Source organism: Pseudomonas sp. LAIL14HWK12:I10, assembly GCF_900184205.1.
Classification (GTDB): domain Bacteria; phylum Pseudomonadota; class Gammaproteobacteria; order Pseudomonadales; family Pseudomonadaceae; genus Aquipseudomonas; species Aquipseudomonas kermanshahensis.
Genome location: NZ_FXWU01000001.1, coordinates 538922 through 551688, shown reverse-complemented (window position 1 = coordinate 551688; position 12767 = coordinate 538922). Strand labels below are relative to the sequence as shown.

The following is a 12767-nucleotide window of genomic DNA, read 5'->3' as shown; positions in this document are numbered from 1 at the left end:
CCGCTTACCTTCCGTAGCGCTCCTGGCCCCAGGCCAGCAGTGTCTCAAGCAGCGCGCGCAGCACTGCTTGGGTCGGCTGCGCCAGGTCTTCGCGGTACGCGAAGGGCTCCACTTCTTCCATGTAGGTGCTCTGCGCCAGTTCCAGCTGCACAGCATGAATGTGCTCGGCCGGGTTACCGTAATGCCGGGTGATATGCCCGCCTTTGAAGCGCCCGTTCAGCACATGGCTGTAACCCTGTGCCTCAGCGCATGCCCCCTGCAGCCGCTCGGCCAGCTCAGCATCGCAACTGGCGCCGTTGAAGGTGCCCAGGTTGAAGTCCGGCAGCTTGCCGTCGAACAGGTGCGGGATCAGCGAGCGGATCGAGTGGGCATCCCACAGCAAGGCGTAGCCGAACGCCTCACGCAGGCGCGCCAGCTCGCGCTGGATCGTCTCGTGATAAGGCCGCCAGATCTGTTCCAGGTAGGCCTTGCGCTCGTCCGCGGAGGGTTCCTTGCCGTGTTTGAACAGTGGCTCACCCTCGAACAGCGTGGCCGGGTACAGCCCCGTGGTGGCCCCGGCGTACAGCGGCTTGTCGTCATCCGGACGGTTCAGGTCGATGACGAAGCGTGAATACTCCGCCGCCACCACGCTGGCACCCAGCTCACGGGCGAAATCGTACAGGCGCGGGATGTGCCAGTCGGTGTCGGGCAGGCTCTGCGCCTGGTCGACCAAGCCCTCACGCACGGCTTGAGTCAGGCCAAGCCCGGCGTGGGGCATGCTGATCAGCAGGGGCAGGCGGCCCTGGTGAAAACTCAGTACCTTGTCCATTGCGCCTCGCTCAGTTGGAAAGTTCATGGCCCCGGCGCACCACGCGCTTGGGCAGGTCGCCGCCGAGCCAATAGGCCAGGTCGGCAGGGCGTTCGATTTGCCAGGCGACGAAGTCGGCCACCTTGCCGGCTTCAAGCGAGCCGTGGCTGTCGCCCAGGCCGAGGGCCGTAGCGGCATGGGTGGTCACGCCGGCCAACGCTTCTTCGGGGGTCATGCGGAACAGCGTGCAGCCCATGTTCAACATCAGGCGCAGCGACAGCCCTGGCGAAGTGCCGGGGTTGAGGTCACTGGCCAGGGCAATGTTCACCCCGTGGCGGCGCAAGGCCTCCATCGGGGGCAACTGGGTCTCGCGCAGGAAGTAGAAGGCGCCCGGCAGCAGCACGGCGACAGTGCCGGCCGCGGCCATGGCGATGGCGTCTTCCTCGGTCATGAATTCCAGGTGGTCGGCCGACAGCGCCTGGTAGCGCGCAGCCAAACTGGAGCCGTGCAGCGACGACAACTGTTCGGCATGCAGTTTGACCGGCAGGCCCAACTCATGCGCCTTGATGAATACCCGCTCAACCTGGGCCGGGGAGAACGCCAGGTGTTCGCAGAAGGCATCCACGGCATCCACCAGGCCCTCTGCGGCCAAGGCCGGCAGCATCTCGTCGCAGATGTGGGTGATGTAATCGTCGGCCCGGCCAGCGTACTCCGGCGGCAGGGCATGGGCCGCCAGGCAGGTGGCGCGCACCGACAGCGGCAATTCGTCGGCCAGGCGCCGGGCCACGCGCAGCATCTTGCGCTCGTTGGCCAGGTCCAGGCCGTAGCCGGACTTGACCTCGAGCGTGGTCACGCCATCGCGCATCAACGCCTGAACCCGCTGGCGAGCACTGGCGAACAGCTCATCCTCGCTGGCCGCGCGGGTGGCCCGCACGGTGCTGGCGATGCCGCCGCCTTGCGCCGCAATTTCGGCATAGCTCACGCCTTGCAGGCGCTGCTCGAACTCGCCGCTGCGGTTGCCACCGAACACGGCGTGGGTGTGGCAGTCGATCAGGCCAGGGGTGACCCAGGCGTAGCCCAGGTCCACCGTACGCTCAGCCTCGACGGGCCGCAGCTCGCTGCGGGGGCCGATCCATTCGATCAGCCCGGCGCAGGTGACGATCGCCGCGTCCTCGATGATCGCGTAACGGCCGTCCACCATGGTTGCCGCATGGCAGTGCTGCCAGAGGGTTCTCATTTGCAAATCTCCTGTACTAGCGGTGCAGCTCGGCCGGCGCCTGGGCCGCCTTGCCCTGCCCTGCCCGCGGCTTGCACCACAGCAGGTAGGACGCGACCAGGAACACCACCCAGACGACACCGACCAGCAGCGCGGCCTGGGTATCCGGGAAGTAACCGAGCACGCCAAAGATGAACACCATGAACGCGATGGCCATGGCGGGACCATAGGGCCAGAACGGTACCGGGAACGCGAGCTGCGCGGCTTCTTCGCGGCTCATGCTGCGGCGCATGGCGACCTGGGTGACCAGGATCATCATCCACACCCACACGGTGGCGAAGGTGGCGATCGAAGCGATCAGCAGGAACACGTTCTCGGGGATCAGGTAGTTGAGCAACACCCCAACCAGCAGCGCCGCACCCATGACCACCACGGTCATCCACGGCACGCCGTGCTTGGACAGCTTGCTGAAACCACGCGGAGCATGGCCTTGCTGGGCCAGGCCATACATCATGCGGCCGGCGCCGAAGATGTCGCTGTTGATGGCCGAAATCGCAGCGGAAATCACCACCACGTTGAGCACTGCCGCTGCCGAACCGATCCCCAGGTTGCTGAAGATCTGCACGAACGGGCTGCCTTCGCTGCCGATCTGCGGCCACGGGTACAGGCACATCAGCACGAACAGGGTCAGCACGTAGAACAGCAGGATGCGCAGTGGCACGGCATTGATGGCCTTGGGGATGACCCGTTGTGGGTCCTTGGCCTCACCGGCGGTCACGCCGATGATTTCGATACCGCCAAAGGCAAACATGACCACCGCGAAGGAGGCGATCAGGCCGCCGACACCGTTAGGCATGAAGCCGCCATGCTCGACCAGGTTGCTCAAGCCGACGGCATGCCCGGTGCCCACCTGGCTGAAGCCGAAGGCCATGATGCCGAGGCCGGCGAGGATCATCGCGACGATGGCGCCGACCTTGAGCAGCGACAGCCAGAATTCCATTTCGCCGAACACTTTGACGTTGCACAGGTTCAGGCCGCCAATCAGGAAGACGATGCCCAGCACCCAGATCCAGCGGGCCACTTCAGGGAACCAGAAGCCCATGTAGATACCGAAGGCGGTCACGTCGGCGATGGCGACGATGACCATTTCGAAGGCGTAGGTCCAGCCGAGGATGAAGCCGGCCATAGGGCCGAGGTAGGTCGTGGCGTAGTGGCCAAAGGAGCCGGCGACAGGGTTGTGCACGGCCATCTCGCCGAGGGCGCGCATGACCATGAACACGGCGGCGCCGCCGATCAGGTAGGCCAGCAGCACGGCGGGGCCGGCCATCTGGATGGCAGAGGCGGAACCGTAGAAAAGCCCGGTACCGATAGCGGAGCCGAGCGCCATGAAACGGATGTGCCGGGCCGATAGCCCGCGCTTGAGACCTTGAGCTTGTTGCATGTCACGTCCTAATTTTGTTTTTGTGGTCGTGAGATCGAGGGGGGCTGCTGTGCAGCCCTTTCGCAGCGCAAGGCTGCTCCTACAGGGAAAGCGTTGCCGTTGTAGGAGCAGCCTTGTGCTGCGAATGGGCCGCAACGCGGCCCCGAAGGCATTACAGGCTAGGCAGAACACCAGCCGGCAGCAGCCCAGTCAGGCTGCCCTTGGCCAGCAGTTCGACAGCCTTCTCGATATCCGGCGCAAAGAACCGGTCGCGGTCGTAGTGCGGCACTTCGCTGCGCAGCGCCTGACGCGCCTGCTCCAGCTTGGCGGAGGTCTTCAGCCCTTTGCGCAGGTCCAGGCCCTGGCAGGCGCCCAACCACTCGATGGCCAGCACGCCACGGGTGTTCTCGGCCATTTCCCACAGGCGCTTGCCCGCCGCCGGGGCCATCGACACGTGGTCTTCCTGGTTGGCCGAGGTGGGCAGACTGTCGACGCTGTGCGGGTGCGACAGCGCCTTGTTCTCGCTGGCCAGCGCAGCAGCGGTGACCTGGGCGATCATGAAGCCGGAGTTGACCCCACCGTTTTCCACCAGGAACGGCGGCAGTTGGGACATGTGCTTGTCCATCATCAGCGAAATGCGGCGCTCGCTCAGCGAGCCGATTTCGGCGATGGCCAGGGCCAGGTTGTCAGCGGCCATGGCCACCGGCTCTGCGTGGAAGTTACCGCCCGAGATCACGTCACCTTCAGCCGCGAACACCAGCGGGTTGTCGGACACGGCGTTGGCTTCGATGCCCAGCACTTCGGCAGCCTGGCGTAGCTGGGTCAGGCAAGCGCCCATGACCTGTGGCTGGCAGCGCAGCGAGTACGGGTCTTGGACCTTGTCGCAGTTCTTGTGCGATTGCGAGACTTCGCTGGTTTCACCCAGCAGGTCGCGGAAGCACGCGGCGGTGTCGATCTGGCCACGCTGGCCACGCACGGCATGCACCCGTGCATCGAACGGCGAACGCGAGCCCAGCGCCGCTTCGACGGTCAGGCCACCGCAGGCAATGGCAGCGGCGTACAGGTCTTCGGCGTAGAACAGCCCGCGCAAGGCGTAGGCCGAGGACGCCTGGGTGCCGTTGAGCAGGGCCAAGCCCTCTTTGGCGGCCAGGGTCAGAGGTTCCAGGCCAGCAACGGCCAGGGCTTCGGTGGCCGACAGCCACTGGCCCTTGTAGCGCGCCTTGCCTTCGCCGAGCAGCACCAGCGACATGTGCGCCAGCGGTGCCAGGTCGCCGGATGCACCGACCGAGCCTTTGAGCGGGATGTGTGGGTAGACTTCGGCGTTGACCAGGGCGATCAGTGCATCGATCACCTTGCGGCGGATACCGGAGAAACCACGGCTGAGGCTGTTGATCTTGAGCACCATGATCAAGCGCACCAGGTCGTCGTCCAGCGGCGCGCCGATGCCGGCGGCGTGGGACAGCACCAGCGAGCGCTGCAGGTTTTCCAGGTCGTGGCTGGCAATGCGGGTCGAGGCCAGCAGGCCGAAACCGGTGTTGATGCCGTAGGCGGTGCGGTCTTCGGCAAGAATCTGTTCGACGCAGGCAACGCTGTCGTTGATCGGCTGGTCGGCGCTGGCATCCAGGCGCAGGCGCACGGGTGCGGCGTGGATCGCGCGCAGCTGGGCCAGGGTCAGGGTGCCAGGCTTGAGGGTCAGTTCGGTCACTTCGCTACTCCATTCTGTCGGGGCCCGCAGGCCCCTTCTTGTTGTTCAGTATCACTCAAAGTGCAGCGATCAGCCCGTGATCATTGGCAGGTCGAGGCCTTGCTCTTTGGCGCAATCGACGGCGATGTCGTAGCCGGCATCGGCATGGCGCATAACGCCGGTGCCTGGGTCGTTGGTCAGCACGCGGGCGATGCGCTCGGCGGCTTCATCGGTACCGTCGCAGACGATGACCATGCCCGAGTGCTGCGAGAAGCCCATGCCTACGCCGCCGCCGTGGTGCAGCGACACCCAGGTGGCGCCGCTGGCGGTGTTGAGCAGGGCATTGAGCAACGGCCAGTCGGAGACGGCGTCGGAGCCGTCACGCATGGCTTCGGTTTCGCGGTTGGGGCTCGATACCGAACCGGAGTCCAGGTGGTCGCGGCCAATCACGATCGGCGCCGACAGCTCGCCGCTGCGGACCATTTCGTTGAACGCCAGGCCCAGCTTGGCGCGCAGGCCCAGGCCGACCCAGCAGATACGCGCTGGCAGGCCTTGGAAGCTGATGCGCTCGCGGGCCATGTCCAGCCAGCGGTGCAGGTGGGCGTCGTCGGGGATCAGTTCTTTGACCTTGGCGTCGGTCTTGTAGATGTCATCGGCTTCGCCAGACAGCGCGGCCCAGCGGAACGGGCCTACGCCGCGGCAGAACAGCGGGCGAATGTAGGCCGGTACGAAGCCTGGGAAATCAAAGGCGTTGGCCACGCCCTCTTCCTTGGCCATCTGGCGAATGTTGTTGCCGTAGTCGAAGGTCGGGATGCCCTGCTTCTGGAAGTCGAGCATGGCCTGTACGTGCACAGCCATGGACTGCTTGGCAGCCTTGACCACCGCAGCCGGTTCGGTCTGCGCGCGGTCGCGGTACTGCTCCCAGGTCCAGCCGGCCGGCAGGTAGCCGTTGAGCGGGTCGTGGGCGCTGGTCTGGTCGGTGACCATGTCCGGGCGCACGCCACGCTTGACCAGCTCAGGCAGGATTTCAGCGGCGTTACCGTGCAAGGCGATAGAGATGGCCTTGCCTTCGGCGGTGTACTTGGCGATGCGCGCCAGGGCGTCGTCGAGGTCGTTGGCCTGCTCGTCGACGTAGCGGGTTTCCAGACGGAAATCGATACGGCTCTGCTGGCATTCGATGTTCAGCGAGCACGCGCCGGCCAGGGTCGCGGCCAGTGGCTGGGCGCCGCCCATGCCGCCGAGGCCTGCGGTCAGTACCCACTTGCCTTTGAGGCTGCCACCGTAGTGCTGGCGGCCGGCCTCGACGAAGGTTTCGTAGGTGCCCTGGACGATGCCCTGGCTGCCGATGTAGATCCAGCTGCCGGCGGTCATCTGGCCGTACATGGCCAGGCCCTTGGCATCCAGTTCATTGAAGTGTTCCCAGTTAGCCCAGTGCGGCACCAGGTTGGAGTTGGCGATCAGTACGCGGGGGGCGTTGCTGTGGGTCTTGAACACGCCGACCGGCTTGCCCGACTGCACCAGCAGGGTTTCGTCGTCTTCCAGGCGGGTCAAGGTCTCGACGATCTTGTCGTAGCAGGCCCAGTTGCGGGCAGCGCGGCCAATACCACCGTAGACCACCAGTTCTTTCGGGTTTTCGGCGACCTGCGGATCGAGGTTGTTCATCAGCATGCGCAGTGGCGCTTCGGTCAGCCAGCTTTTGGCGGTCAGCTTGTTGCCACGTGGGGCACGGATTTCAACGTCACGGTATTTGTTGTTGTCGGTCACGGGAAGGGTCCTCTGCGGTCGTCCGCGGGCAGGTGTGTCGTGGTCAACATACAAACACACCTTTACTTGTATGTACAAGCATGGACAACCAAATTTTTCCTTCCAAAATGCAAAGGGGCCGCTGCGCGACCCAATCGCCGGCAAGCCGGCTCCCACAAAGACCCTGTGGGAGCCGGCTTGCCGGCGATTGGGCTGCACAGCAGCCCCAGTTCCACGGCAATGAGATCAGCGCGCTGTCAGCTCGATCAGGCAAAAACGCCCCTGAACCTCCAGCCCCAGCAATTCATCGTTACCCTCCAGCCGCAGGCAGTCATACAACCCCAGCCGCTGCATCTCACGCCCCGCCATGGCCACCTCGACCTGGCTACTGGCCGCAAACAACAACAGCGTCGACGCCGAACTGAACAGCCGGTGGGTACCATCGAACCACTGCAACCGCGCCCGATAGCGCTGCGGCGAATAGATCAGGTTGAAATCACGAATCGCCCCACCTAGCAGCTTGCAACTGACTTGGCTCTCGCCGGCAAACGCAAAGGCATCGAACGGCAACAGCGGCCGACTGGCCTGGCCATCGACCAACAGGCGCATGCCATCGCCCTGCAGCACGGTGATGATCCGCTGGTAACCGGCGAACGACGAGAACCCGCCTGACTCTTCGATATCGGCAATCGACAAACGCCAGCCGAACCCGTCGAGGCCCTCGCCGCTGTCGCGGGTGATTTCCTCGGTGAAGCCCCCGCCGTTCTTCCACGGCATGCGCGGGTACCCCTGCGCACGCAACACCTGCATCTGGCTCATTTGCTGAAACGTCCTTCAAGGCGATGACGGGAACCGGGGTGGATCAACCGCGCAGCGGTGACCGGCTGGCGACCGGACCAGGTGCGGCGGCGAATCAGCAGGCATGGCTCGCCCCGCTCGATCTGCAACAACTGGCACTCGTGCGGCTCCGCCAGGATCGCCTCAACCACGTGCTCACCCTCGGTCAACGGTGCGACCTGGGACAAGTAGGCGTAAGGCGTCTGCCGGGTGAAATCCTGCTTGAGGTAATCAGGGGCGATCGCTGCGTTGACGTAGCGGTCCTCGATTTGCACCGGGATGCCATTTTCGTAGTGCACGATCAGCGAATGGAACACCCGCTGGCCTTCGCGCATGTCCAGCGCGAGGGCGCGCTCGGAGCCGGCCGCTTCTTCGGTAAGGGTGATCACCTGGCAGCTATGCTGGTGGCCACGCCCGGCGATTTCGTCGGCGATGTTGTTGACCTCGAACAGCGCCGAACGGCTCTTGGGCTCGGCGACGAACGTGCCGACCCCTTGCATGCGCACCAGCAAGCCTTCGGCCGTGAGCTCACGCAGGGCGCGGTTGATGGTCATGCGGCTGAAGCCCAGTTGGCTGACCAGTTCGCTTTCCGAAGGGACCCGGTGATGAGGCGGCCAGCTGCCGTTGTCGATGTGCTGGATGATCATCTGTTTGACCCGCGCGTACAGCGGCGCCGGGCCCTCGCCCATCTGGGCAACCAGCGCGGAGACAGGAGGTGTCGGCACGGCGTTGGATCCTTGTGCGATTGAATGAGCGGTAGCTTGCCGCAGTTTACCCGGCAGGCAAACGCCTGTATATGTATATACAAGTTAACAATAACAGGATTTCACCGATGTCCGCCTACTTCGCCGAACGCGCCCTGCTGCCCAATGGGTGGGCCAGCAATGTCCGAATCGAGGTCGCCAGCGATGGCAGCGTGGCCCGTATCGAGCCCGATGCTTCGGCCGAAGGCGCCGAACGGCTGGCAGGCCCGCTGCTGCCGGGCATGCCCAACCTGCATTCCCATGCGTTTCAACGCGCCATGGCGGGGCTGGCGGAAGTGGCGGGCAACCCCAACGACAGCTTCTGGACCTGGCGTGACCTGATGTACCGCCTGGTGGGCCAGATCACCCCGGAACAACTGCAGGTCATCGCGCGCCAGCTGTATATCGAGATGCTCAAGGCCGGCTACACCTCGGTGGCCGAGTTCCACTACGTGCACCACGACCAGGCCGGCAAGCCCTACGCTGACCCTGCCGAATTGTCCCGGCGCATCAGCGCTGCGGCAGCCAGCAGCGGCATCGGCCTGACCCTGCTGCCGGTGCTCTACAGCCACGCCGGCTTCGGCGGCCAGGCTCCGAACGAAGGGCAACGGCGGTTCATCAATTCCACCGAGCAGTACCTGCGCCTGCAGGCACAGCTCGCCCCCCTGCTGGCCGCGCAGCCGGCACAGCAACTGGGCCTGTGCTTCCACTCGCTACGGGCGGTCACGCCAGGGCAGATCGCCCATGTGCTGGAGGCTGGCAGCCCGCACAGCCCGGTGCATATCCACATTGCCGAACAACAGAAGGAAGTCGACGACTGCCTGGCCTGGAGCGGCCGCCGCCCGCTGCAGTGGCTGTACGAACATGTCGACGTGAACGCGCGCTGGTGCCTGGTGCATGCCACCCATGCCGAAGCTGATGAGGTTACCGCCATGGCCCGCAGCGGCGCGGTGGCAGGCCTGTGCCTGACCACCGAGGCCAACCTGGGCGACGGTATCTTCCCGGCGGTGGATTACCTGGCACAAGGTGGGCGCATGGGCATTGGCTCGGACAGCCATGTGTCGCTCAGCGTGGTGGAGGAGCTGCGTTGGCTGGAGTATGGCCAGCGGCTACGCGATCAACGGCGCAACCGGTTGTACGGCAGCGACCAACCGATGGTCGGCCGCACGCTGTATGACGCGGCCTTGAGCGGCGGCGCCCAGGCGCTTGGGCAAGCGGTCGGCGAGTTGGCAGTGGGCAAGCGAGCCGACTGGCTGGTGCTCGACGGGCAGGACCCGTACATCGCCACGGCAAAGGGCGATGCGATTCTCAACCGCTGGCTGTTCGCGGGCGGCGATCGCCAGGTGCGCGATGTGATGGTTAACGGGCAATGGGTAGTGCGCCAGGGGCGCCATGCACAGGAAGAGGAAAGCGCGCGGGCGTTCGTCGAGGTTCTGCGTCAACTGCTGAACTGAGGGTAGATGCAGCCTTGTGCTGCGAAGAGGCCGGTATTACCCCAGCATTTGCTGAATGCCTACCGGCCTCTTCGCAGCACAAGGCTGCTCCTACACGCACAGCGTGAATGGCATCAATGAGACTTGACGATCTGCTGGTCAGCCGTGCGCCAGATCAGCCGGCTGGTGTCATACCCCTGCTGCCGTGCCTTGGCCAGCAAGCTTTCGCGCTGCCAGGCTGGCAGGCTCGGTGTACGGGACAGGATCCACAGGTATTTGCGGTCCGGGCTGCCGACGATCGCCGTGTGGTAGCGGTCGTCCACGTACAGAATCCAGTACTCGCCTCTCGCCACACCTGGCACCAGGCGCGTGAACCAGTTATCGAACTCGACCCACAGCTTGTCGGTATGCCCCGGCTCCTGGATGTTGGCATGCCCCTCGGCGCGCAGCCATTCGTCACCGATCGTGCGGCAGCGATTGAGCACGCCAAACGTGCCGTCCTGCTTCAGGTTGTAATGCGCCTCGGACTGCTCGCAGCCCTCTTGGTAGCGCATCGGCAGGCGCGCCAGCTCGTACCATTTGCCCTGGTAGCGCTTGAGGTCGACATTGCCGGCGGTTTTCGGCGCCAGCGGGTCATGCGCAGCCGTAGCGCAGCCGCCCAGCAGCATTACCAGGCACACCCCCAGCAGCAGGTGGACACGCCTCATTTGAGGCCCTGCCCTGAATACATCAGTACTTTGTCGGCCGCGTATTGCACGCTGATAAAGCTCTTCTCGTCCCCCCAGGTACAGCTGCTCATGCCCAGTGCGCCAGAGCACTCGGTGGGCGTGCCGAGCAATTGCTCGACCTCGGCCTTGTTCATACCGGCCTTGAGCTTGGAATAGTTTTCCTGGTTGATCTTGCTGCACGCGGTCAGAACGACGCACAGGGACAACAGGGCGAGGGAACGCAACGACATGAAGGACACTCCTGAACAGGGGATACAGGCGAGTGGCCTGCAGTGACCTTCGACGGGAAAATCCCTCCCTGGTTCCCTGCCCTCCCCCCTTTTCACCTACACCATTGGTCGGCTGGCCAATGGCAGGCACAAAAAAACCGCGCCTGCAGATGCACGCGCGGTTTTTGTGTCGCGACAGGCCTGCGCAGCAGGCCCAGTGGCAATCAGAACCTGGAGCCAGGCTCCAGCAAAAAGTCCATCTCTTCGCTGGTGCTCGGCCGCTCCAGCATCAGGTTGCGGTGCGGGAAGCGCCCGAACCGGGCAATCACCCGCTGGTGCTGCTCGGCGTAGTCGAGGAACCCCTCGAACAACCGGCGATTGGCCTCAGGTTGCTCGTCCAGCAGCATCTGATAACGTTCGACGCACAGGTTTTGCCAGTCCAGCACCTCGGCATGCTCCAGCACCAGCAGCACGAACACCCGCTGGATCGGCAGCAACTGGTAATCCCAGCCTTTTTGCAGGCCCTGCATGGCCACCACCTGCGCACGCCGGTCGCCCTCGAAGGCGCGCGGCGTGTCGCGGTAAATCATGCGAGGCAGCTGGTCCAGCAGGATCAGCAGGCCGAGCCAGCCTTGCGGGCTCTGCTGCCACTCTTCGAGCCCGCCGGTCAGGGCGTGTTCGACCAAGTCGCCAAACAGCGCCTGGGCCTCGGCATCGTGATGCTTGCCGAACCACAGCGTGCTCATCTCGTCAGCCACGGCCTGGGGACTGGTGCCCCAACCGAACCACCACTCCAGCAACGGCTGCCAAGGTGCGAGCATGACTTACTCCTTGTGATACGCGGTGACGCGCTCGACCTCTTCCTTCGAGCCGAGGATGACCGACACGCGCTGGTGCAGGCTCTCTGGCTTGATGTCGAGGATACGATCGTAACCATTGGTGGATGCGCCGCCAGCCTGCTCGATGATGAACGACATCGGGTTGGCTTCGTACATCAGGCGCAGCTTGCCCGGCTTGCTCGGGTCGCGAGCGTCACGCGGGTACATGAACAGGCCGCCACGGGTCAGGATGCGGTGCACGTCGGCGACCATCGAGGCGATCCAACGCATGTTGTAGTTCTTTTTCAGCGGACCGGTTTCACCGGCCAGCAGTTCGTCCACGTAACGCTGTACCGGGGCTTCCCAGTGGCGCTGGTTGGACATGTTGATGGCGAATTCAGCGGTGGTGGCCGGTACCTGGATATTTTCGTGGGTCAGGACGAAGCTGCCCAGTTCGCGGTCCAGGGTAAAGCCTTTGACGCCATTACCCAGGGTCAGGATCAGCATGGTCTGCGGGCCGTAGATGGCATAACCGGCAGCAACCTGCTCGGTGCCTGGCTGCAGGAACGCTTCTTCGTTGAGGCTTTCGTTCTGGCTCAGGTACTGGTTAGGGCAACGCAGTACCGAGAAGATGGTGCCGACCGAAACGTTGACGTCGATGTTAGACGAGCCGTCCAGCGGGTCGAAGACCAGCAGGTAGGCGCCTTTCGGGTATTTGCCTGGGATCTGGTAGGCGTTGTCCATTTCTTCGGACGCCATGCCGGCCAGGTGGCCGCCCCACTCGTTGGCCTCCAGCAGGATGTCGTTGGAGATAACGTCCAGCTTCTTCTGTACTTCGCCTTGCACGTTTTCGGTGCCCATGCTGCCCAGTACGCCGCCCAGGGCGCCTTTGGACACGTGGTGGCTGATCTCTTTGCACGCGCGCGCCACCACTTCGATCAGGAAGCGCAGATCGGCAGGGGTATTGTTGCTGCGGGTCTGCTCAATCAGATAGCGACTCAGGGTAACGCGGGACATGTATGGCTCCGAAATGGAAAGGGGGAGAAAAACCCCCGCAGTTTACAGGGAGAGTGCGATGCTAGCGAGTGATGAGACTCGCCTGGGCTGTCTGACGGCACAATAGGTCGGTAGTTCAGCCTTTGCCAGGCC

At 64.2% G+C, this 12767-nt stretch carries 12 protein-coding genes; 1 reads left to right on the top strand and 11 read right to left on the bottom strand.

What is annotated here, in order from left to right:
* Nucleotides 1–4: 4 nt before the first annotated feature.
* The 7 genes from hutG to hutC form a co-directional block, all read right to left on the bottom strand.
* Complete coding sequence (gene hutG / locus QOS90_RS02545; RefSeq protein ID WP_085272258.1) at nt 5–808, bottom strand: N-formylglutamate deformylase; 804 nt, start codon at nt 806–808, stop codon at nt 5–7.
* A gap of 10 nt (nt 809–818) precedes the next feature.
* Nucleotides 819–2024 (bottom strand): imidazolonepropionase, encoded by a 1206-nt coding sequence (gene hutI / locus QOS90_RS02540; RefSeq protein WP_085272257.1) that lies wholly within the window; start codon nt 2022–2024, stop codon nt 819–821.
* A 16-nt stretch (nt 2025–2040) separates the two neighbouring features.
* Nucleotides 2041–3444 carry an L-histidine transporter HutT gene (locus QOS90_RS02535; RefSeq protein ID WP_085272256.1) on the bottom strand — a complete coding sequence of 468 codons (1404 nt, stop codon included), beginning with the start codon at nt 3442–3444 and terminating at the stop codon, nt 2041–2043.
* 151 nt (nt 3445–3595) lie between these two features.
* Entirely contained in the window at nt 3596–5128 is a 1533-nt protein-coding gene (hutH, locus tag QOS90_RS02530; RefSeq protein WP_027592396.1) for a histidine ammonia-lyase, read from the bottom strand.
* A gap of 69 nt (nt 5129–5197) precedes the next feature.
* Entirely contained in the window at nt 5198–6871 is a 1674-nt protein-coding gene (gene hutU / locus QOS90_RS02525) for a urocanate hydratase (protein ID WP_027592395.1), read from the bottom strand.
* A 225-nt stretch (nt 6872–7096) separates the two neighbouring features.
* Nucleotides 7097–7669 carry a HutD/Ves family protein gene (locus QOS90_RS02520; protein WP_027592394.1) on the bottom strand — a complete coding sequence of 191 codons (573 nt, stop codon included), beginning with the start codon at nt 7667–7669 and terminating at the stop codon, nt 7097–7099.
* Nucleotides 7666–8376 (bottom strand): histidine utilization transcriptional repressor HutC, encoded by a 711-nt coding sequence (gene hutC / locus QOS90_RS02515; protein WP_172960436.1) that lies wholly within the window; start codon nt 8374–8376, stop codon nt 7666–7668. The genes QOS90_RS02520 and hutC overlap by 4 nt, the downstream gene beginning before the upstream one ends.
* Before the next feature lie 143 nt (nt 8377–8519).
* Here hutC and QOS90_RS02510 point away from each other — a divergent pair, with 143 nt between their 5' ends.
* Nucleotides 8520–9884 carry a formimidoylglutamate deiminase gene (locus QOS90_RS02510; protein WP_085272254.1) on the top strand — a complete coding sequence of 455 codons (1365 nt, stop codon included), beginning with the start codon at nt 8520–8522 and terminating at the stop codon, nt 9882–9884.
* A gap of 113 nt (nt 9885–9997) precedes the next feature.
* Here QOS90_RS02510 and QOS90_RS02505 read toward each other — a convergent pair whose 3' ends face one another.
* The 4 genes from QOS90_RS02505 to QOS90_RS02490 form a co-directional block, all read right to left on the bottom strand.
* Complete coding sequence (locus QOS90_RS02505) at nt 9998–10570, bottom strand: lipocalin family protein (RefSeq protein ID WP_027592391.1); 573 nt, start codon at nt 10568–10570, stop codon at nt 9998–10000.
* Entirely contained in the window at nt 10567–10821 is a 255-nt protein-coding gene (gene bamE, locus QOS90_RS02500; protein ID WP_079230016.1) for an outer membrane protein assembly factor BamE domain-containing protein, read from the bottom strand. Before bamE ends, QOS90_RS02505 begins: the two co-directional genes overlap by 4 nt.
* A 203-nt stretch (nt 10822–11024) precedes the next feature.
* Nucleotides 11025–11621: a DUF924 family protein gene (locus QOS90_RS02495; RefSeq protein ID WP_027592389.1), complete on the bottom strand. Its 597-nt coding sequence runs from the start codon at nt 11619–11621 to the stop codon at nt 11025–11027.
* A 3-nt stretch (nt 11622–11624) separates the two neighbouring features.
* The gene (locus QOS90_RS02490) at nt 11625–12635 is read right to left on the bottom strand and encodes a class 1 fructose-bisphosphatase (RefSeq protein WP_027592388.1); all 1011 of its coding nucleotides are present in this window, start codon (nt 12633–12635) and stop codon (nt 11625–11627) included.
* Nucleotides 12636–12767 lie beyond the last annotated feature (132 nt).